The organism is Streptococcus sp. SS4, from assembly GCF_030440125.1.
GTDB lineage: Bacteria > Bacillota > Bacilli > Lactobacillales > Streptococcaceae > Streptococcus.
In genome coordinates this window covers 140,532-162,161 of the sequence record NZ_JAQFJM010000001.1, presented here as the reverse complement: position 1 = coordinate 162,161, position 21,630 = coordinate 140,532, and the positions used below count along the sequence as shown (strand labels likewise).

General features: G+C 39.9%; 19 protein-coding genes, 3 tRNA genes, 1 other RNA gene and 1 pseudogene. 4 read left to right on the top strand and 20 right to left on the bottom strand.

Annotated elements, in window-relative coordinates; genetic code table 11:
- Positions 1-125 precede the first annotated feature (125 nt).
- The 4 genes from PCY16_RS00775 to argF all read right to left on the bottom strand — a co-directional run bounded on the left by PCY16_RS00775 (position 126) and on the right by argF (position 3,134).
- Positions 126-860: an amino acid ABC transporter ATP-binding protein gene (locus PCY16_RS00775; RefSeq protein ID WP_195414140.1), complete on the bottom strand. Its 735-nt coding sequence runs from the start codon at positions 858-860 to the stop codon at positions 126-128.
- Positions 860-1,540: an amino acid ABC transporter permease gene (locus PCY16_RS00770; RefSeq protein WP_002890385.1), complete on the bottom strand. Its 681-nt coding sequence runs from the start codon at positions 1,538-1,540 to the stop codon at positions 860-862. Before PCY16_RS00770 ends, PCY16_RS00775 begins: the two co-directional genes overlap by 1 nt.
- 314 nt (positions 1,541-1,854) lie before the next feature.
- Positions 1,855-2,085 (bottom strand): DUF1797 family protein, encoded by a 231-nt coding sequence (locus PCY16_RS00765; protein ID WP_002885970.1) that lies wholly within the window; start codon positions 2,083-2,085, stop codon positions 1,855-1,857.
- 68 nt (positions 2,086-2,153) lie between these two features.
- Complete coding sequence (argF, locus tag PCY16_RS00760; protein WP_195414141.1) at positions 2,154-3,134, bottom strand: ornithine carbamoyltransferase; 981 nt, start codon at positions 3,132-3,134, stop codon at positions 2,154-2,156.
- A 242-nt stretch (positions 3,135-3,376) separates the two neighbouring features.
- On the opposite strand from argF, the gene PCY16_RS00755 reads away from it, so the two are divergent.
- The 3 genes from PCY16_RS00755 (at position 3,377) to PCY16_RS00745 (ending at position 6,560) form a co-directional block, all read left to right on the top strand.
- Positions 3,377-5,647 carry an ATP-dependent Clp protease ATP-binding subunit gene (locus PCY16_RS00755; protein WP_195414142.1) on the top strand — a complete coding sequence of 757 codons (2,271 nt, stop codon included), beginning with the start codon at positions 3,377-3,379 and terminating at the stop codon, positions 5,645-5,647.
- Positions 5,648-5,789: 142 nt separating this feature from the next.
- Positions 5,790-6,248, top strand: coding sequence for an NUDIX hydrolase (locus PCY16_RS00750; protein ID WP_002890379.1), 459 nt, complete (start codon positions 5,790-5,792; stop codon positions 6,246-6,248).
- 9 nt (positions 6,249-6,257) lie between these two features.
- A complete protein-coding gene (locus tag PCY16_RS00745) occupies positions 6,258-6,560 on the top strand; it encodes a DUF1827 family protein (protein ID WP_002885967.1) in 303 nt (100 codons plus the stop codon).
- Between the two features lie 45 nt (positions 6,561-6,605).
- Here the strand turns inward: PCY16_RS00745 and PCY16_RS00740 are convergent, their stop codons facing one another.
- The 14 genes and pseudogenes from PCY16_RS00740 to parE all read right to left on the bottom strand — a co-directional run bounded on the left by PCY16_RS00740 (position 6,606) and on the right by parE (position 19,927).
- Positions 6,606-7,568 (bottom strand): Gfo/Idh/MocA family protein, encoded by a 963-nt coding sequence (locus PCY16_RS00740; RefSeq protein ID WP_195414143.1) that lies wholly within the window; start codon positions 7,566-7,568, stop codon positions 6,606-6,608.
- A 99-nt stretch (positions 7,569-7,667) separates the two neighbouring features.
- A complete protein-coding gene (locus PCY16_RS00735; protein ID WP_110980881.1) occupies positions 7,668-8,903 on the bottom strand; it encodes an aminoacyltransferase in 1,236 nt (411 codons plus the stop codon).
- Positions 8,881-9,564, bottom strand: a complete 684-nt coding sequence (locus PCY16_RS00730) for a TVP38/TMEM64 family protein (protein WP_195414144.1) — start codon at positions 9,562-9,564, stop codon at positions 8,881-8,883. Before PCY16_RS00730 ends, PCY16_RS00735 begins: the two co-directional genes overlap by 23 nt.
- A gap of 82 nt (positions 9,565-9,646) precedes the next feature.
- Positions 9,647-10,267, bottom strand: a complete 621-nt coding sequence (locus tag PCY16_RS00725; RefSeq protein WP_048675996.1) for a DUF3862 domain-containing protein — start codon at positions 10,265-10,267, stop codon at positions 9,647-9,649.
- A gap of 45 nt (positions 10,268-10,312) precedes the next feature.
- Positions 10,313-10,662: a transfer-messenger RNA gene (gene ssrA, locus PCY16_RS00720) on the bottom strand.
- Between the two features lie 249 nt (positions 10,663-10,911).
- Positions 10,912-10,983 (bottom strand) — tRNA-Arg (locus tag PCY16_RS00715).
- A gap of 69 nt (positions 10,984-11,052) precedes the next feature.
- Entirely contained in the window at positions 11,053-12,255 is a 1,203-nt protein-coding gene (gene rpsA / locus PCY16_RS00710) for a 30S ribosomal protein S1 (protein WP_003094841.1), read from the bottom strand.
- A 120-nt stretch (positions 12,256-12,375) separates the two neighbouring features.
- Positions 12,376-12,447 (bottom strand) — tRNA-Gln (locus tag PCY16_RS00705).
- A 68-nt stretch (positions 12,448-12,515) separates the two neighbouring features.
- Positions 12,516-12,596: transfer RNA gene (locus PCY16_RS00700), tRNA-Tyr, on the bottom strand.
- 60 nt (positions 12,597-12,656) lie between these two features.
- Positions 12,657-12,887: a DUF2969 domain-containing protein gene (locus PCY16_RS00695; protein WP_002890369.1), complete on the bottom strand. Its 231-nt coding sequence runs from the start codon at positions 12,885-12,887 to the stop codon at positions 12,657-12,659.
- 118 nt (positions 12,888-13,005) lie between these two features.
- Positions 13,006-14,037: pseudogene (locus PCY16_RS00690) on the bottom strand (branched-chain amino acid aminotransferase); the annotation flags it as partial.
- A gap of 156 nt (positions 14,038-14,193) precedes the next feature.
- Positions 14,194-16,650, bottom strand: coding sequence for a DNA topoisomerase IV subunit A (gene parC / locus PCY16_RS00685; RefSeq protein WP_195413741.1), 2,457 nt, complete (start codon positions 16,648-16,650; stop codon positions 14,194-14,196).
- Positions 16,651-17,273: 623 nt separating this feature from the next.
- Positions 17,274-17,822: a hypothetical protein gene (locus tag PCY16_RS00680; RefSeq protein WP_195413740.1), complete on the bottom strand. Its 549-nt coding sequence runs from the start codon at positions 17,820-17,822 to the stop codon at positions 17,274-17,276.
- Positions 17,823-17,977: 155 nt separating this feature from the next.
- On the bottom strand, positions 17,978-19,927 hold the full coding sequence (gene parE / locus PCY16_RS00675; protein WP_073689885.1) for a DNA topoisomerase IV subunit B: 1,950 nt from the start codon (positions 19,925-19,927) through the stop codon (positions 17,978-17,980).
- A gap of 137 nt (positions 19,928-20,064) precedes the next feature.
- Between parE and plsY the strand changes: the two genes are divergently transcribed.
- Entirely contained in the window at positions 20,065-20,706 is a 642-nt protein-coding gene (plsY, locus tag PCY16_RS00670) for a glycerol-3-phosphate 1-O-acyltransferase PlsY (protein WP_195413739.1), read from the top strand.
- A 116-nt stretch (positions 20,707-20,822) separates the two neighbouring features.
- Here the strand turns inward: plsY and PCY16_RS00665 are convergent, their stop codons facing one another.
- A complete protein-coding gene (locus PCY16_RS00665) occupies positions 20,823-21,200 on the bottom strand; it encodes a helix-hairpin-helix domain-containing protein (RefSeq protein ID WP_155198098.1) in 378 nt (125 codons plus the stop codon).
- A 74-nt stretch (positions 21,201-21,274) separates the two neighbouring features.
- Positions 21,275-21,529, bottom strand: coding sequence for a DUF1912 family protein (locus PCY16_RS00660; RefSeq protein WP_002886199.1), 255 nt, complete (start codon positions 21,527-21,529; stop codon positions 21,275-21,277).
- Between the last annotated feature and the right edge of the window lie 101 nt (positions 21,530-21,630).

Below are 21,630 nucleotides of genomic sequence, written 5' to 3'. Positions count from 1 at the left end.
TATTTATCCATCTTTTCCGAAAAATTATCCTAAACAAGAATGATTCTAGAAAAGCAGAACACAAAAAGAAAAGGCCGGAAAAGTTCCAGCCTTCACAAACAATGTATACATACTTAATGAATATCTTACAAAACCTTACTCAAGAAATCCTTAGTACGATCTTCCTTAGTATTGTCGAATATCTCTTGTGGTGTACCTTCTTCGACAATAACACCGCCATCCATAAAGATAACACGATCAGCCACCTCATAAGCAAAGCCCATTTCGTGAGTAACAATTGCCATTGTCATCCCTGATTTAGCAAGGTCCTGCATAACTGCAAGAACTTCACCAACCATTTCTGGGTCAAGTGCTGATGTTGGTTCGTCAAACAAGAGAACGTCTGGATCCATAGCCAAACCACGTGCAATCGCAATACGTTGTTGCTGACCACCTGATAGACTTGTTGGGTAGGCATCTGCCTTATCTTTCAAGCCAACCTTTTCTAAAAGTTCCATAGCCTTTGCTTCTGCATCAGCTTTAGAAACACCCTTGGTTTTAATCGGTGACAAGGTGATATTTTCCTTAACTGTCATGTTAGGGAAGAGGTTAAACTGTTGGAAAACCATTCCCATTTTTTCACGCATCTTGAAAATGTCGTTATTCTTATCTGTAATATCCACACCTTCAAAAGAAATAACGCCTTTTGTAGGTTTCTCAAGCAAGTTCATTGAGCGTAGGAAAGTTGATTTTCCTGATCCTGAAGGACCAATGATAACCACTACTTCACCCTTTTTAATATCTAGATCAATCCCTTTGAGAACTTCATTCTTACCAAAATACTTGTGAAGATTTTTAATCTCAATAATTGTTTTTGCCATTATTTACGTCCCTCCCCAAGTCGTTGTTCCATTTGTTTCAAGAGTGCCGTCATAGCTGTTGTTACAATCAAATAATAGAAGGCTGCGAACAAGAGCGGCGTCAAAGTCAAGTAGGTCGTTGTTGCAACAGTTTGTGCACCATTCCACAATTCCATAACCCCAATGGTTTGCAAGAGCGAACTATCCTTGATAATAGTGACAAACTCGTTACCTAAGGCAGGCAAGATATTTTTAATAGCTTGAGGCAAGACCACATAACGCATGGTATTCCATGGACGGATACCAAGTGAGTAGGCTGCTTCAATCTGACCTTTAGGAATAGACTCGATACCTGCACGTACACTCTCAGAAATATAAGCACCACTGTTCAAAGAAAGGACGATAATACCCGGAACGATACGTGACAAATCAAGGTTTAAAATCCCAAACTGCACAGTTGGAAGGTTCATGTGGATGAGGTTAAAAGCAATCATAATCTGCACAACCATAGGAGTCCCACGGAAAACCCAAACATAAAGGCTTACTAGCCACTCCAAAGGTTTGATTCCAGAACGCTTGGCCAAGGATACCAAAACCCCGAGGATGGTTCCGAAGAAGACCACGCAGACCGAAATCATAATTGTTACTAAGACACCATAGTTAAAGTAAGACCAAAACTGCGGTAGAAATGAAAAATTCATCTAGATACTCCTTACTAATATTCTTCAATATTATATCAGAAGACTGTATAAAAATAAAGTATTTTCTTATAAATGCGATAATTCAGTATAAAAACTAAGTTATAGACATCGCTATTAAATCTCTCAAGCAAGACACCTCAAGTCCTCCTAAGATGACATCTTCCCAAAAGGTTTGTCAATGATTTGAAATACTGCCTATTTTGGTAACCCATACAAGCATTACCCGATGCTTTCATCCTGATAAAAATGCCTGAAACTATCGAGTTTCAGGCATTCTGAATTTTTGGAACCTTGTAAAGTCCCCAAATGATTTATTAGTAAAGCAAATCGTAGATTTCCATTGCAATCAAGTCGATGCTATCAAATGAATAAGATTCACGTGCTTCAACGTCACGCAATGTGAAAACTGGACCATTTTCAGGATCGTTGCTAAATGATACTTCGGCAACAACCACTCCTTCACGTTCAAAATTACGTTTCAAATTACCACCATCAGCCGCCATCATTTCAAGACGGTTAATGATTCTCACCAAATGTGATTCCATGTTATTTCTCCTATTAATTGTGTATTTCTTACTTATTTTATCACACTTATGGGAAAAATGGGGGAATTTTAAATATTTTTCAAGGAATTGTACATAATGGCCTTGATAGAATGCATACGATTCTCAGCTTCTTGGAAGATGATATCACTGTATTTTTGGAAGACTTGATCTGTAATTTCTAACTCTGCCAAACCATATTTGTCATAGATTTCTTTCCCAATTTGGGTATTGAGATCATGAAAGGCTGGGAGACAATGCATAACGATAACATCTGGATTTTCTGTCTTGGCTAGTAGGTCTGCATTAATTTGATAAGGCAAGAGTAAATCAATACGAGATTTAAAATCTACCTCTTCACCCATAGATACCCAGACATCCGTATAAAGCATATCCACTCCCTTGACCTCTGAAATATCATCTGTAATGGTTAAGTCGGGACCATTATTATGTTTCTGAGCTAAGGCTACAATCTCATCTTCGGGTTGCAGCACCTCTGGGGCAATAATCTTGACATTAACGCCTAAAATAGCCGAAGTGACCAAAAGTGAGTTGGCCATATTATTTCTACCATCTCCAATATAGGCGATGGTCAAGTCTTCCAAACTACCGAAATGTTCCTTCAAAGTCATGAAATCCGCAATCATTTGAGTTGGATGCCAGGTATCCGTCAAACCATTCCAGACCGGAACCCCTGAGTACTTAGCCAAATCTTCAACATCTTCTTGTTTAAAACCACGGTACTCGATTCCATCAAACATAGATCCCAGAACCTTGGCCGTATCAACTACAGATTCCTTCTTACCTAACTGAATGTCTCCAGCACCAAGGTAGGTCACATTCATACCTAGGTCCTGACCGGCCACTGTAAAAGCTGAGCGAGTTCTGGTAGATGTTTTTTCAAAAATCAAGGCAATATTTAAGCCATCTAAATATTTATGCGGAATTCTTTCCTTCTTTAACTGTTTAAATTTTATAGATAAATCAATTAACTCCTCGAGTTCTTGCTTGGTAAAGTCGATTTCTTTCAAAAAGGATTTAGATTGTGTCATAGGTATCTCTCTTTCGTTCTGAATAATATAAAAACATTATATAATATTTATACATTGTAAACAAGTGGTTTTGAATTTAAATTCAACATTAGCACTCCTGTCAAGAGAGTGCCAAACCTAGATGCTTTTTACTTGCAATCTATCTCCCGCATGCTATAATGGAGTCATAGATTTGACCTTTTTTGACCAAGAAAATTTTCAATAAAGGTCTTTCCCAATTCAGATAGAAAAGAGGTACTGATATGCTCTGTCAAAACTGTAACCTTAATGAAGCTAGTATTCATTTGTATACCAATGTAAATGGTAATCAGCAACAAGTTGACCTCTGTCAAAATTGTTATAAAATCATGAAATCTGACCCAGAGAACCCCCTTAATCAATTCAATCAAACTGGAGGTTCCAACTTCTTCGATGATTTCTTCAGCGACCTAAATAACTTCCGTTCTTCTAACGGAGATCTTCCCAATACACCTCCAACACAAGAAGGTGGTAACCGAGGAAATGGTGGCAATACACAAGGGCCAGGCCGTCCAGGAGGACCTCGCCAACAAGCTCCTCAACAGCCACTAGGTCTTCTTGAAGAGTTCGGCATTAACATCACTGACATCGCTCGTCGTGGAGACATTGATCCTGTTATTGGTCGTGACGAGGAAATCATTCGTGTCATCGAAATTCTTAACCGTCGTACCAAGAACAATCCCGTTCTCATCGGTGAACCCGGTGTCGGTAAGACTGCTGTTGTTGAAGGCCTAGCTCAAAAAATCGTTGACGGTAGCGTGCCACAAAAACTCCAAGGCAAACAAGTCATCCGTCTTGACGTGGTCAGCCTAGTTCAAGGGACTGGTATCCGAGGCCAATTTGAAGAACGCATGCAAAAACTCATGGAAGAAATTCGTCAACGTCAGGATGTTATCCTATTTATTGATGAAATCCATGAAATCGTAGGAGCTGGTAATGCTGGAGATGGCAATATGGATGCTGGAAACATTCTAAAACCTGCCCTTGCTCGTGGGGAACTTCAACTGGTCGGAGCAACAACACTCAACGAATACCGCATCATCGAAAAAGATGCTGCCCTTGAGCGTCGTATGCAACCAGTTAAGGTTGACGAACCAACTGTTGAGGAAACCATCACTATTTTACGTGGTATTCAGCCTAAATATCAAGACTACCACCACGTCAAATATACGGACGAAGCGATTACTGCAGCTGCAGAATTATCCAACCGCTACATTCAAGACCGCTTCTTGCCAGACAAGGCCATCGACCTTCTGGATGAAGCTGGTTCGAAGATGAACTTGACCCTCAACTTTGTTGATCCTAAAGATATCGACAAACGTTTGATTGAGGCTGAAAATCTCAAGGCTCAAGCTACTCGTGACGAGGACTTTGAAAAGGCTGCCTATTTCCGTGACCAAATTGCCAAATACAAGGAAATGCAAAAGCAAACCATCAAAGACCAGGATATGCCTGTCATCACCGAAAAACATATCGAAGCTATTGTGGAACAAAAAACCAATATTCCTGTCGGTGATTTGAAAGAAAAAGAACAATCACAACTTCTTAGTCTTGCCGATGATCTTAAATCACATGTTATCGGACAAGATGCTGCAGTTGATAAGATTGCTAAAGCTATCCGCCGTAATCGTGTTGGATTGGGTGCTCCAAACCGCCCAATTGGTAGCTTCCTCTTCGTAGGTCCTACAGGAGTCGGTAAAACTGAGCTCTCTAAACAATTGGCTATTGAACTCTTTGGTTCAGCTGACAGTATGATTCGTTTCGACATGTCAGAATACATGGAAAAACACGCTGTTGCTAAATTGGTTGGTGCCCCACCAGGATATGTTGGTTACGACGAAGCTGGTCAGTTAACTGAAAAAGTCCGCCGTAATCCTTATTCACTTATTCTTTTAGATGAGGTTGAAAAAGCTCACCCAGACGTTCTTCACATGTTCCTCCAAGTACTTGACGACGGTCGTTTAACTGATGGTCAAGGGCGCACTGTAAGCTTCAAGGATACCATCATCATCATGACATCAAATGCTGGTACTGGTAAAGTTGAAGCTAGCGTTGGCTTTGGAGCTACTCGTGAAAATCGTACCAATTCTGTTCTTAACCAACTTGGAGATTTCTTCAGTCCTGAATTCATGAACCGCTTTGACGGTATTATCGAATTCTCTGCCCTCAGCAAAGAAAATCTCCTTACTATCGTGGACCTCATGCTTGATAATGTCAACCAACGCTTGGCTAACAACGGTATCCACCTCAGTGTAACTGAGAAAGTTAAGGAAAAATTGGTTGACCTTGGTTACGATCCTAAGATGGGTGCTCGACCACTACGTCGTACCATCCAAGATCATATTGAAGATGCTATTACTGACTTCTACCTTGAAAATCCAAATGAAAAAGATCTCAAGGCGGTCATGACTTCAAAAGGCCACATTACCATTAAGTCTGCTAAAAAAGCCGATAAAGCTACTCAAAAAGCTGAGGCAGCAAAAGAATCTGATTAAACAAATAAACCAAGTCATTACGACTTGGTTTATTTATCTTTTCATTTCCTATTTTCAAATTTATCCCTAATTCTGCCTAAATCAATAGGAAAATGAGCAAAATTTTAGTATAATATAGGCAAATAAACGTAAGGAGCAACTCATGAATCCAACATTTGGTGACAAGGTTGAGGGAGCTCATTATCAAACACGTTACGGTGTTTATGCTGTGATTCCTAACCAAGAAAAGACAAAGATTATTTTAGTCCAGGCTCCTAACGGAGCTTGGTTTCTCCCAGGTGGAGAAATCGAAGCAGGCGAGGATCACTATAGCGCACTAGAACGCGAGTTGATTGAAGAACTTGGGTTTACAGCCACTTTAGGCCAGTACTATGGCCAGGCTGATGAATACTTCTATTCAAGCCACCGTGACACTTACTATTACAATCCAGCCTATATTTATGAAGTTGTAGATTTTTCAAAAATTGGCAAACCTCTCGAAGATTTCAATAACCTGGCCTGGTTTCCAATTGATGAAGCCATTGCTAAACTTAAACGTGGCAGCCATAAATGGGGAATCGAACAATGGAAAGCAAACAACATAACAACTGGCAAATCTTAGGAGGAAACTATGAAACTCATTAATACGACCCGTACACACCAAGAACTCGTTCAAAACCAACTAGACAACACGGATGCCTTTCTCGTAGAGACCTACTCTGCTGGGAATACTGATGTTGTCTTTACACAAGCACCTAAGCATTATGAACTCTTGATTTCAAATAAACATCGTGCTGTTAAAGACAACGAATTAGAGGTTATCCGTGAATTCTTCCTCAAACGAAAAATCGACAAAGATATCGTTTTGATGGACAAACTTAGAACAGTACACACTGACAAATTGATTGAGATTTCATTCCCAACAACTGTATAAGACAGAACAAGCAATGGCTAACACCACTGCTTGTTTTTTAGTATATTACAAAGCTTTCGAAGCTTGTTCCAGAACTTCCATAACCTGACGACTATGTTCCAACTGCTGGGCAACACTGTCAAAATCCTTGGTCGCCACCATCTTTTCAAAAGCTACAAATTCATCATACATACGATGTTGTGGACTATTAAGATTGACAACTCTCTCTTTCTGACCATTGAGAGTGACTCCAATTTCAGGAAGAGTGTTGGTTGCACCAAAAATAGTAATAGCTCCCTTATCCCCTTGAATAGTTGAACGAATCTCCGCACTACAGTCTTTAGCTCCAATGGCAACAGCCTTAAAGTTACCATAGTCCAAAACTAGAATCCCTGACGTATCCACTCCTCGCTCCACATTAGGAAGATATTCCACACGATTAGGCTTACCAAAAAGGCCAACAAGAAGGTGAATATTATAGATATTAAGATCTCTAAGTGCTCCCCCACCCATTTCAGGGTTGAAGACAGGAGCAATTTCCCCATGTTTGAAGGCATCGTAACGTGATGAATATTGGGAATAATTGATATTCACAATCTTAATATCCCCAATATCAGACAAGGCTTCCTTAATCGCTGTAAAATTAGCCAGATATTGATTGGTAATAGCCTCCATCAAGAGAAGCTTTTTTTCTTGAGCAAGCTTAGCTAGCTCTTCAAACTCTTCTAAATGAAGGGTGAAGGGTTTCTCACAGATAACATGCTTTCCGGCCAAAAGTGCTTTCTTAGCATAGTCATAGTGGGTATGATTGGGCGTTCCGACATAAATCGTATCAACTTCTGGATTAGACAAAATTAACTCATAATCACTAGTCGCCTGAGATAAGCCATATTGTTTAGCTAGGGCTTCTGCCTTATCGAGCGATCGTGGTGTCGATAAGATAGCTTCAAGCTCGATGCCCTCAATAGTTGTTAACACAGGAAGGACCTCTGTCACAATCATTCCTGTCCCTAATAATGCAAGTTTCATCAACTTACCTCCTTCTTCCTCTAAACTCTCTTACTATACAGCGTAATTCTATAAACAGAACTATAGTGAAAGAGGACTCAAATAGAAGCCCTCTAAAATTTAAGAACGGCCAAGCAGTTTCTTAACTCCTTGAATCGCTTTATATTTAAGCGGTTGTGGATAATAACGGAAGGTTCCCATTTTGCGAACGATATAACCATTAAAGTTTTGTTTAAATCGCAAAACCCCATCTGAACCATCAAAGATCCCCATAATACCAAGGAAATTATAGAAAGTAATTCCACGTTTAATGGCTTGGGTCATCACATACTCTTGCAAGAGTGCTGGCGCATAAAACTTATTAAACTCCGGATAAGATCCACTAAAAAGATAAACAGCTTCTTGAGGTGTATAGACAAAAAGACTGCCAGCCAAAACAATATCTTCCTGACCATATTTATCAATAAAAGCAGTCGCTTCGCCCTTTCGAACATCAAAGGTCTCAAACTGACTTGATAACTCTCTTAATTGGTTTTGTTTTTTCTCGGATTTTGGGTTAGCCTCTAAATCAGCCTGTAATTTGACAATTCTAGCTCCTAACTTCGCTTGATCACTTTCCAAATGGTTATAGTAATCCTGAAAATTCAAGGTAGCCACCATAAAATCAGCATTGTCACCAAAAGCATCATAAAAATCTTGGTAATAATCTAAGGACTTGTCACTATACTCACGACGATCAGAGGTCGCCGAAGTGATTTCTTTAAAAATAGATAACTCATCACGTTTCAGTTTTTTCAACTTAATCCCGAAAGTTTTGGCTTTTTTAACCAAAGGCTTCCCTTTTTTACTGAAAGACTTGATAAGATCTTTTTCTTCAATCCCTGATAAATCCTTAACATAGTGCCAGTCAGGCTCACCACCAGGATAACCTGTCTGTAAACCATCAAAGCTATAGCCTAAATCTGTCAATTGACTAATCAATTGCTTCTGCTCTTCACCAGTTGGTTCACCATTACTATCAAAAGTTTGATAAGTATCATAAGGCTTGATTAACAGCTCAAGAGCACCATTTGCCTTAGCATAATCCTTCAAACCCTGATAAAAGTCACTCAGATGAGCTGTATTTGAGTGAATCGGTCCACAATTCACCTCCATGCGAAGCCCACCAGTCATAGGCATGCTGTAGACAATTGCTGAGACTTCTAGCTGGTTTCCTTCTTTCCAAGCGACATAGCTAATGCTAAATCCACGTTTTTCAAGAAGCTTAGCCATTTCCTCCGTTTGCATAAAAGAACGCTCAGACACTTGTTGAGCATGTGTGTTAAATTCTTCTTTAGTTACTTGAATGAAGCTCATTTTTTTCCTTCCTAAAATGGATAAAGTAAATGACGAGTGAGATAAAGAGCAAGATGGCAAGTACTGCCACTAATGGTATTCGAATCGGACGGATATTAAGCAACAAATCTCCACTAACTGCATAAACAATCGAGACTGGCGTCACTCCAATAAGGGTTGCCAAAATCCTCGTCCTTGTGGGTAAATTCATCTGAACACAAGCATAATTGACCAGAGCTGATGGTATAAAAGGAATAGAGAAGGCTAAAGAAATCCCAATAAAACGATGCTTAAAGTTTTCAATATAGTTTAGGAGTTTCTCCATACGTTTGGACTTCTCTGGCTTTTCAAGTCTTCTCAGAATTTCAAAACTAGTCAAATTTCCAAAAGTATTACCAATAATATCCATCGGAATCGCAAGCAAAGGACCATAGAGTAACCCAACAAAAATACAAAAAATAGAACTTGAAACTCCAGGAATAGCTGATGACAGAATCATAAGACTAATAAGAATAAGTGCATTTTGGAAATTAGCCTGCTTAAAAACTTCTCTTAAAAAGGCTTGATCATGCTTAGCGTTGATCCATTCCTTGATTAAGGGGATGAAGTTATTTAAAAGAGGCCATAAGAACACCAGTATTAAACCTGCTATCCCTATAAAAAATAGTCTTTTTTTGGTCATTACATCTCCACAATTTTAATCACTCCTTTTATTATAACAAAAAAATGCCTTCATTGATTTAGAAAGGCATTTTTTACTGTGATTACTTGTTAATCAAATTTGCTTGTGACTTGTTTTCCAAGGCACCATTTTTAAAGTTAAGGGTAAGGCTACCTGTTTCACCCTTCTTAGCGACAAGGTTTGATGACCAAAGAGCCTGTGTCATTGTTGCATCTGAAGAGACAGCGATTGAATAAACATCCGGTGTGCCAAGCGTTTTGACAGCATCATCATAGCTAGTTCCATTTTTGAGGTTTTCATACATCTTCAGTGTGATTTTGGGATCACGGACGTAAGAAAAGTTTGAAATTGACTTAACGACAGTGCTATTGTTAAAGAGTTTCGCTGTAACCACAACATTGTCATACTGCCAATTATAAACATCAAGCTTAGCATCTCCTGCTTGCTCTTGACCAGTTGATGAGGGTTCACCAAACCAGCCCTTCAAGCTATCAAGATTTGAGCCTCCTGAGAATTCTTGAGAAGCATTTGCCATGGTGATTTTATCAAAGTTCTGGCGAACATTCCCATGCTTAACAGTTAAAATCTTTGAAGCCTCATTATCCAGAGATCCCTTCGACTCAGTTTTAGACGAAGATTTTCCACAAGCAGCTAGAGTAAAAAGTGAGAGACCTAAAACGGTCAAAGACAAAAGTTTTTTCATAATAAATTCCTATATACACAAATAAAAGGCTGACGCCTCAAGTATTTATGGAGCCGGTGGGAGTCGAACCCACGTCCAAACACCTGCCAACATATTCGTCTACAACCATAGGTTATGTCTTTCATTTAACAGATAGACGACACATAACTCAAGCCTTCTATCTGCGAGCCTATAAATCTCTTTTCAACCAGCTAGGCAATGGTCAAACGTAGCTTATAAATCAATAAAACCTCTAAACAAACATAAGCAATCTGCTAGAAGTCACGCGAGCAGGTGTTTAGGCTGCTACAGCGTAAGAATTAGTATTTTTTGCAGTTATATTTAACTGAGCGTTTACGTCGCCACACGAGTCGCAGAATATGCCTCATAATGCCTGTCGAATCCGTAACGACCCCAATATGAGATACTGAGTATTATAGCAAATTTTTTAATAAATTGCAAAAGATTAGCCAAACTCTCTCCCCAATAAATCAACTATGGAGAGGTTAATACGTTAGTTTTCTTTGATTTTAGGACAAGCTAAAAGCTTTTTTCTGTATGCTTGTCTTTTCCCTTTCAATGATAAAAGATTTTATGAAATACTTTCACTAAAACTTACCGACTAAAAAACGTTGAGAGAACTAATCTTTCAACGTTTTTCTTTTTGCACCCTAAGGGAATCGAACCCCTATCTCAAGAACCGGAATCTTACGTGATATCCATTACACTAAGGGTGCTAACAGTATACTATTATAGCATACTCTAAAATAGAAAAAAAGACATGTTTCCATGCCTCTTTTTTTATCTTACAATTCGATATCTCCGAAAAGATCCGCCATTGAGAATCCAGATTGAGTTTCTGGAAGTTCGTAATCACGTTTTTCTTGACGTTTTGGACGACGTGGACGTGATTGACGTTTTTCGTTGTTTTCACCTTCAGCGTTAGCTGGACGTTCTTCAAGAGCTTTGATAGAAAGTGATACACGTTCTGCATCAGCGTTTACTTCAAGAACTTTAACAGTAACGTCTTGACCTACTGAAAGAACATCTTTTGGATTTTCAACACGTTTGTGTGAAATTTGTGAGATGTGAACAAGTCCATCGATACCTGGCAATACTTCAACGAAAGCACCGAAGTCAGTCAAGCGTTTAACTTTACCTTCGATAACATCACCAGCAGCAAGTTTTTGTTCAACGCCATCCCATGGTCCAGGTGTTGTTGCTTTAAGTGAAAGTGATACACGTCCTGCTTCTTCGTCGATAGCAAGAACTTTAACTTCAACTTCATCACCTACAGATACAACTGATTTAGGTGAAACGTTACGTTCGTGAGACAATTCAGTCACGTGAACAAGTCCGTCAACACCACCAAGGTCGATGAAAGCACCGAAGCTTGTCAAACGAGCAACTTTACCAGTTACGATTGAACCAACTTCAAGTTTAGAGAAGACTTCTTTACGAGCTTCTGCAGCTTCTGCTTCAACAACTTCACGACGTGAAAGGATGAAACGGTTTTCAGCTGGATCAACTTCTTTAATTTTAGCGTCAAATTCTTGACCTACAAATTGTTCAGTGTTACGAACAAAACGAGTATCGATCATTGAAGCTGGAATAAATCCACGAAGACCTTCAAATTCAACAGAAAGTCCGCCTTTAACAGCGCGTGTTCCTTTAACAGTAACAACTTCTTCTTCACGACCAACAAGTTTATCCCAAGCTTTGCGAGCTTCCAAGCGTTTTTTAGATACAAGGTAAGTTACAGTATCAGTATCTTTACCAACAACTTGACGAAGAACAAGCACTTCAAGTGTTTCACCAACTTTAACAAGGTCTGCAACGTTTGCGTCACGGTCGTTTGTCAATTCACGACGTGTCAAAACACCTTCGATACCAGTTCCTTCGATAACAACATTTGCTTGATCATTATCTACTGAGATAACTTCAGCTGTTACAACGTCACCTGTGTTAACTTCGCTAACACTGTTTAGCAATTCTTCAAATTCGTTCATTCTAAAAAGATCCTCCAACAAGAGCCAGCCAATTCTGACCCTTGATAACAATATATTTTTAAAGGTACCCGCAAAGACAATGGTTAACATAGACGGTGCCAATGCACCCGATACCTTTTACTGGGGTAGCTGGATTCGAACCAACGCATGAGGGAGTCAAAGTCCCTTGCCTTACCGCTTGGCTATACCCCAATAGCAAAATGCTATAAAAAAACATCTAAGTACTTGATATCGACTATCCCGATTCAGTTTCTTAGACATGGAGAGAGAGGGATTCGAACCCCCGAACCCGAAGGAGCGGATTTACAGTCCGCCGCGTTTAGCCTCTTCGCTATCTCTCCTTAAGAACAAGAAATAGTATATCACAGTTTCTTGACCAAAGCAAGCCTTTACTTTGGATTTTAATGATTAAGATTGTACGATTCAATAATGGCAGCTACTGCATCATCCATTTTTTTGTGGAAACCTGCAACATTTTCCTTGTCAACAACGGCAAACTTACCATCAATTTCCACAATTTGTCCAATCACTTTCTTGCCAACAAGAAGTTCAAAACCTTCGATGGTTGCTTTGTTGACGACTACTTTAGCATCATTAATTTGGATTTCAATTTTTTTATCTTTTTTACTCATAGATTTATACCCGATCCTTGGCTCGAGCCATCCTTTCTTAATGTATCTTCTTAATTCTACCGAAAAAGAAAAAAGCTTGCAAGAGCAAGCCTTAAAATAATCGTTTATCTATTAGGAATTAGTCAACTTTGACAATCCATCCTTCTGGTGCTTCAACATCACCAAATTGGATACCTGTCAACTCATCATAAAGTTTACGTGTTACAGGACCTACTTCTGTTTCTGAGTAGAAGACATGGAAGTCATCACCATGTTGTACCCCACCAATTGGTGAGATAACGGCAGCTGTACCACAGGCACCTGCTTCGACAAATTTATCCAATTCAGAAATCTTAACATCACCTTGGATAGCTTTCATGCCAAAGCGATTTTCAGCCAAGTAAAGCAATGAGAACTTAGTGATAGATGGCAAGATAGATGGGCTGAGTGGTGTAACGAATTCGTTATCGGCTGTGATACCAAAGAAGTTTGCAGAACCCACTTCTTCAATCTTAGTGTGAGTTGCTGGATCAAGGTAGATCACATCTGAGAAGTTACGATCATGTGCAATCTTACCTGGCAACATACTTGCTGCGTAGTTACCACCCACCTTAGCAGCACCTGTACCATGTGGAGCAGCACGGTCATAATCATCTTGGATAAGGAAGTTTGTTGGAGCCAAACCACCTTTGAAGTAGTTACCTACTGGCATAGCAAAAATGGTAAAGATATACTCATCTGCTGGATGCACACCAATGATATCACCAACCCCAATCAACAATGGACGGAGATAAAGTGTTGCACCTGTACCATATGGTGGAACATATTCTTCATTTGCACGTACAACTTGTTTACATGCATCTACAAATTTGTCAACGGGAACTTGTGGCATCAAAAGACGATCCGCAGTACGTTGCAAACGTTTAGCATTTTCATCTGGACGGAACAATTGAATAGAGCCATCTTTAGTACGGTAAGCCTTGAGGCCTTCAAAAGCTTCTTGACCATAGTGAAGGGCTGGAGATGCTTCTGAAATATGCAAAGTCGCATCCTCAGTCAATTGCCCCTCATCCCATTTACCGTCTTTGTAATATGAGATATAACGGAATGGAAGTTTACTGTAATTAAATCCTAGATTTTCCCAGTCTAAATCAACTGTCATGTGTATATCCTCTTTTCTGTTACTATGTGCTTTCTAGTATAGTCCTTTTCATTGAAAATTTCAAGGTTATGTTGTAAAATTCTGACAATTCTTTTTAAAACACTTATTTTGCCCATCAAAGAAAAAAACTCTGCCCTCTAATAAGAGAACAAAGCTTTCTTATCATTATTTTTCAATAATTTTAGCAGAAAAGACTTCTTTGTCTGCCAACCCTTCAATAAAACTTCCATTGCTAGTACGATCTGAAAGATTTAGAGGGGACAAATCAACCTCTGCAGTTTCACCTGTCGTGGCTGTCACAAGCAAGGTCTGAGGAGCCTCCTCTACTGGTGTTGCTAGAAGATCTATCTCACCACCAGAATTTTCTGTAAAGACTGGACCAGCCTTAAAGACGCGATGTGGTTTCGTCTTAAGCTCACGAAGAACTTGGAGACCTCGACCAGCTCGCTTAGCCTGCGGGATATCAGCTGTAGCCACACGTTTGAGACTGGCTCTTTGTGTTAAAAGGTAGAAACTTTGAGTATTTGCCACAAAAACAGCCTGAACGATATCATCATCCTTAAGATTGATTGCCTTAACACCTGCTGCCTTTGCCCCAACTACTGGCACTTCGTCCGCGTTAAAGCGAAGGGCATAACCTCTTTGAGTGATAATCATGATATCATTCAATTGAATTGGAGTGACTGTGACAATAAAATCACTATCATCCTTGAGTTTAGCGTATTTAACCGACTTAGACTTGTAGGTACGCCATGGCGTAAATTCCTTGCGTTCGAAACGTTTAATCTGACCCAGCTTGGTAGCTGCTAGGTAAGTACCAACTTCAAAATCATCCAGGATTTCGGCGTAAAGCACTTCTTCATCCTTAGATAAATTAGTGATGGTTTGTGATAAATGCTCTCCCAAATCCTTCCAACGAATATCCGGCAACTCATGAATTGGACGATAAATCACATTGGCCTGATTGGTAAAAATCAAGAGATGTTGTGTCGTCTTAGCCTGCTGAACCAGAATCAAGTCATCATCATCACGTTTTCCGACTTCATCAATCGTTGAAGCATTGAAGGAACGTGGGCTTGTACGTTTGACGTAACCACCGCGAGTGATGCTGACATAGGTTTCTTCTTCAACAATCAAACTTGCGGTATCAATTTCAATGGTCTTAGTTTCCGCTTGTAGCTCTGAACGACGGTCATTACCAAATTTCTTCTTAATGTCACGGAGTTCACGTTTCATGACATTAAACATGGTACGCTCGTCTCCAATGATGGCAGCCAAGGTCGCAATCTGCTCACGTAAATCGGCTTCCTCATTTTGGAGAGTAACGATATCCGTATTGGTCAAACGATAAAGTTGCAAGGTCACGATAGCTTCGGCCTGTTCTTCTGAAAAATCATAGCTGACTTTAAGATTTTCCTTGGCATCTGCCTTATTCTCAGAAGCTCGGATAAGGGCAATAACCTCATCTAAAATAGAGATGACACGGATCAACCCTTCAACAATATGAAGACGTTTTTCAGCTTTTTCCTTATCAAATTTTGAACGGGCAACGATAATATCGCGACGGTGGGCAATGTAGCTAGACAAAATCTTTTGCAAGCCCACTTGACGTGGAGTGAAATTGTCGATAGCTACCATGTTGAAATTGTAATTGACTTGAAGATCCGTATATTTCAAAAGATAGTTAAGAATGGTTTGGCTGTCAGCATCCTTCTTAAGTTCGATAGCAATACGCAACCCTGTACGGTCAGACTCGTCACGAACTTCTGCAATGCCAGGAACCTTGTTATTGACACGAACATCATCGATTTTTTTAACAAGAACTGCCTTATTAACATCGTAAGGAATTTCAGTAACAATGATTTGCTCCTTACCACCTTTGAGTTGTTCAATTTCAGTACGTGAACGCACAACGACGCGGCCCTTACCAGTTTCGTAAGCCTTGCGAATCTCATCTTTACCCTGAATGATAGCCCCTGTTGGGAAATCTGGGCCAGGCAAGAATTCCATCAATTTATCCAGTTTAGCAGATGGGTGATCAATCATGTAGACAACAGCATCAATGACCTCTGCCAGATTATGTGGTGGAATGTCTGTGGCATAACCAGCAGAAATCCCTGTAGCCCCATTAACCAAGAGATTTGGAAAGGCGGCGGGTAAAACGGTCGGTTCCTTCTCTGTATCGTCAAAGTTCCAAGCCCAAGGAACGGTGTTTTTATCGATATCTTGAAGAAGGTAGCCAGCAATCTCTGACAAGCGTGCCTCTGTATAACGCATGGCCGCTGGTGGATCACCGTCCATAGAACCGTTGTTACCGTGCATCTCAACTAAGATTTCACGATTCTTCCAGTCCTGGGACATACGGACCATGGCGTCATAAATGGAACTGTCACCATGGGGGTGGAAATTACCCATGATGTTACCCACCGACTTGGCAGATTTACGATAGCCCTTGTCATGAGCATTGCCATCCTTATTCATGGAATAAAGAATACGACGTTGAACGGGTTTCAAACCGTCACGAATGTCAGGAAGCGCACGCTCCTGAATAATGTATTTGGAGTAGCGTCCAAAACGCTCCCCCATGATGTCCTCAAGGGACATATTTTGAATATTAGACATAAGATTTCTCTTTATTTTTTAGTTTAAGTAATGATTTGAAATAATATAAAAGACAAATAGTAGACCCCCTACTTCACTGCAACACCTCTAATTACAATGTTGTTCCTTGACTTTGTAACTGTAGAAGAATGGTTTTCACCTTCCTAGTTTCTATTTCACCAATCACAAATTGAACCACTGTGCTTATCGCAATTAAAATGAAAGATACACAAGATAGTGTCAATGAAGTAGAAAGTTCCCCAAAGAATAAAATAAGGTTTAAAATTGTTAGACCGGTCATTATGGAGCCATTGATCACGAGAACTAGAGCTAATGGCATACGGAATAGCTTATAATGATAGATACTTTTTAAAAGAGATGTGATACTACAAACAACACTTAGGGGAGAAAAAACATAGACATAGTAGAAAGCCAATAACAACCCCGTGTAGGTCCTCTGTGAGAAGGGATTATCTATCAAAGATAGAAGGAAGGTTATCACTACTAGTATAGGCAAGATCAAAAAGCGTGTTTTTAGTGGTCTCTTTTTATAAACGCTTAAATAAGCTATTGCCCCTGCACATACAGGAAACACCACTTGAGGATAGTAAAGTAAAAAACTTAATACCTTAGATAACATAGGTTTACCTCATACTGTCTTTTCCTGACTTAGCAATATAGTCTTTATTTTTTTCATTTTCCTTTCCTCCTATTATAGTTTGAACAATACCAATTATCGCTAGGAGAAGAAAAATAAGGTACATAGATGAAGCAGGGAGAAATCCCAAAGACCCTTGTAAAAAGAGCAGATTGAGGAAAGCCAGTAATGTGGCAAAGAAACTATTAATAACTAGTAAGATTGAATATTTGGTTTGAAAGCGTATTAAATGTAGAAGACTTTTTATAAAAGCTATTAGCGAGAATGGCACATAAAACACTGAAAAGATCAACATATAGTAAAACACAAATAATAAACCTGAGTATGTACTTCCAAAATAAGAATAGAGAGGATTATCCACCACGAAGATTATGAGGGAGACTATAGATAAGAGAAAAAGGATCAAAAAGCGTGTTTTTATAGGACGTATGCCATAAAAAATTAAGTATATGGTAGAAACAATAACCATAAGAATAATAGCAGGAAAAGCTACATCTGCATGGTAAGCTAGGTAATCGATAACATTAAAATCCATTTTTCTACCTCCATTGATTTCTAGTCAATGACACTGCAAATAGTTAATAAACGATGTAGAAAATAATCAACTTGTTTCTTTATAATCCCAAGTATCTATTGATAGTAAGCGCTCTCCCTAACTCTATCTTATTACATTCCCTTCTGGCCTGCAACTTAAAATGCGCCGCTTTCTTCCAAGGTAAATTTAACGTTATCTTCAATCCATTGACGGCGTGGTGCCGCCTTATCTCCCATAAGAACTGAGACACGACGTTCGGCACGCGCTAGGTCGTCAATAGTTACTCGGATAAGCGTTCTGGTCTCTGGATCCATAGTTGTTTCCCAAAGCTGGTCAGCATTCATCTCACCAAGCCCCTTGTAACGCTGGAGAATAGCTCCACGACCAAATTTTTGACGAAGTTCCTCAAGTTCCCCATCAGTCCAAGCATATTCGACAACTTCCTTCTTGCCTTTCCCTTTAGACATCTTGTAAAGAGGAGGCAAAGCGATATAAACATGTCCTGCTTCAACCAGTGGACGCATATAACGATAGAAGAAAGTAAGTAGCAAGGTCTGGATGTGAGCCCCATCGGTATCGGCATCGGTCATGATGATAATCTTGTCGTAGTTGATATCGTCAAGGTTAAAATCAGCTCCAACACCTGCACCAATAGTGTAAATCATGGTATTGATTTCTTCATTTTTGAGAATGTCTGCCATTTTGGCTTTCTCAGTGTTGAGGACCTTCCCTCGAAGAGGAAGAATGGCCTGGAATTTACGATCACGGCCTTGTTTGGCTGAACCGCCGGCAGAATCCCCTTCGACCAGATAAAGCTCATTTTTCTTAGCATTTTTAGACTGGGCTGGCGTCAATTTTCCTGACAAGAGCCCCTTGTCTTTTTTATTTTTCTTGCCATTTCGGCTGGCATCACGGGCTTTTCTAGCAGCTTCACGGGCATCACGGGCCTTGATAGCCTTACGCACCAAGTTAGAAGCCAGATCTCCATTTTCCATAAGGAAATAAGTCAAGTGCTCTGAAACAATACTATCGACAATGGGACGAGCTAAAGGAGATCCAAGTTTGTCCTTGGTTTGGCCCTCAAACTGAAGGTGTTCCTCAGGAACCAAGAGCGAGATAACTGCTGATAAGCCTTCTCGATAATCTGACCCCTCAAGGTTCTTATCCTTCTCTTTGAGAAGACCTGTTTTACGAGCATAGTCGTTAAGAGCCTTGGTAATGGCAGATTTGAAGCCCGTTTCGTGGGTACCTCCGTCCTTAGTACGGACATTATTGACAAAGGAAAGAATATTGTCAGAGTAACCGTCATTATACTGAAGGGCTAATTCCAAGTGGAAATCCTGCTGGTCCCCATCAATATAGATGACTGGTGTCAGTGTTTCCTTGTCCTCATTCAAGTATGATACAAAGTCTTGAACTCCATTTTCATAGTGGAATTCTTCACGAACTTCTTCTTCGCCACGCAAGTCTGTCAATGTCATAGTGACATTCTTAAGAAGGAAGGCTGATTCTTTGAGACGCTCTGAGATGGTGTTAAATTTAAAGTCAGTTGTTGAAAAGATGCTCGCATCAGGCATAAAGGTAACTTTTGTACCTGTCTTAGACTTAGGCGCTTTACCAATCTTTTCAAGCCCTGTTACAGGGTGACCACCATTTTCAAAACGTTGGCGATAAACACTACCGTCACGGGTAATTTCTACCTCAAGCCAACTAGACAGCGCATTAACAACTGAGGAACCCACACCGTGAAGACCTCCAGAAGTCTTATAACCACCCTGTCCAAATTTACCACCAGCGTGGAGAACAGTGAAAATAACTTCAACTGTTGGTTTACCCATGGCATGCATACCTGTCGGCATCCCACGTCCAGAGTCAGAAACAGAAACGGAACCATCCTTATTTAGGGTAACAGCGATAACATCACCAAAACCAGAAAGAGCTTCATCGACCGCATTGTCGACAATCTCCCAAACGAGGTGGTGAAGTCCTGTTCCATCTGTTGAGCCAATGTACATTCCAGGGCGCTTGCGAACCGCATCCAACCCTTCTAGTACCTGAATGGCATCATCATTATAATTATTTACATTAATTTCTTTTTTAGCCAAGAGTGACCTCCAAAATTTTCATCCTTATTATTTTATAAGTTTTCAGAAGAATTTGCAAAAGAAATCAAGAAAGTTCAAAAGATATCTTAAGGCTGACTGACTTTGTCAATTACTAGGCTGTATGCTATAATTATCTCATGAAAATCTTATTGTTAATCCTAATCGCCTACTTGCTAGGTTCCATTCAGACCGGCCTCTGGATTGGGAAACTATTCTTCCACACCAATCTTCGTGAGCATGGCTCTGGAAATACTGGAACAACCAATACCTTTCGTGTTCTAGGTAAGACTGCTGGTACCATCACCTTCTTGGTGGATATGTTCAAGGGTACCTTGGCTGTTCTTCTTCCTATCTGGCTTGGTGTTACAGAGGTTTCACCTTTAGTTATTGGTTTCTTTGCCATTATCGGACATGTTTTTCCAATCTTTGCTGGATTTAAAGGTGGGAAGGCCGTTGCGACAAGTGCTGGGGTGCTTCTTGGTTTTGCCCCACTCTACTGTGTCTTCTTACTCTTGGTCTTTGCCCTAACACTCTATCTAACCAGCATGATTTCATTTTCAAGTGTCACTGCAGCAATTGTTGGACTTATTACGCTGGCTGTCTTTCCAGCCATCCATTTCTTACTAGATGGCTATGACCTTATTTTCACTGGGGTTCTTACCATCATGGCTTTGCTTATCATCTTCCGCCACACTGAAAATATGGGGCGCATCCGCAGGCATCAAGAAAACTTGGTACCTTTTGGACTTAATTTAACCAAACAAAACCCAAAGAAATAAACAATCCAGACCTACTAACCACTAGATTTACTAGTGGTTTTCTTGTTTTTCTAATCAAGCAATGCTTTCTAAAACAATAAAAAATCCGAAGGCTACACCTCGGATCTTTTTTAGGCTTAAGCTTTGAAGCTAACACCATTTTCTTTCAATTTTTTAACTGTCGCAGGTCCGACACCCTTGAGGGCAAGAACTTCTTCTTCAGTCACAGTAGCAAAAGCCTCTACTGAAGTCAAACCTTCATTATAAAGAGTTTCTACAAGGTTTGAACGAAGGCCTTCAACTTCTGGAAGTTCTGCGAAAGCTTCAAGACTAAGGTCTTTGGCTGCTGCTTCTTCCTTGGCAACTGTCTTAGTTTCAGCAACAGGTTGTGGTGCTACTGGTGGCACTGGGGGAACAGGCGCAACGGGTGGAACAGGGGCTTTAAGATTATTGAAAAGTCCTTGTTTTTTCAAACGGTGTTTAAAAGCTTTCTTTTTATTTTTTACTTTAGCCATGTTTAGTTTTCTCCTATTTTGATAGACGATACCTTTCTATAAAGTAGTATCGCCATTTTCTTTTTCATCCTTTATTAATAGTGACGTTCCCCGAACAAGCCATCTGGCATATCATGGAAACCTTTGCCAGCACGATAGTTGGCAAACTTACCAATTAGGAAATTGTAAGCATCCAATTTAGCTTCATAGCGGTAACTTGCATCACGTGCACGTTCATCGCCGTCTTCTTCCCAGATTTTCTTGCTAGCGGCCAAGGCCGTTTCGTTTACTTTAACTTGGGTAACAACCCAGGCTTCGAAGTCTTTTAGAAATTCTTGTTCGTAGGTCATATTTTCCTCTTCATTTTAAAAACCAGCTTAACGCTGGCTTCATTTTCTACTAATAATGTGTAGAGCTCATAGCCTTACAGTCTCCTATTATAACAAATAAT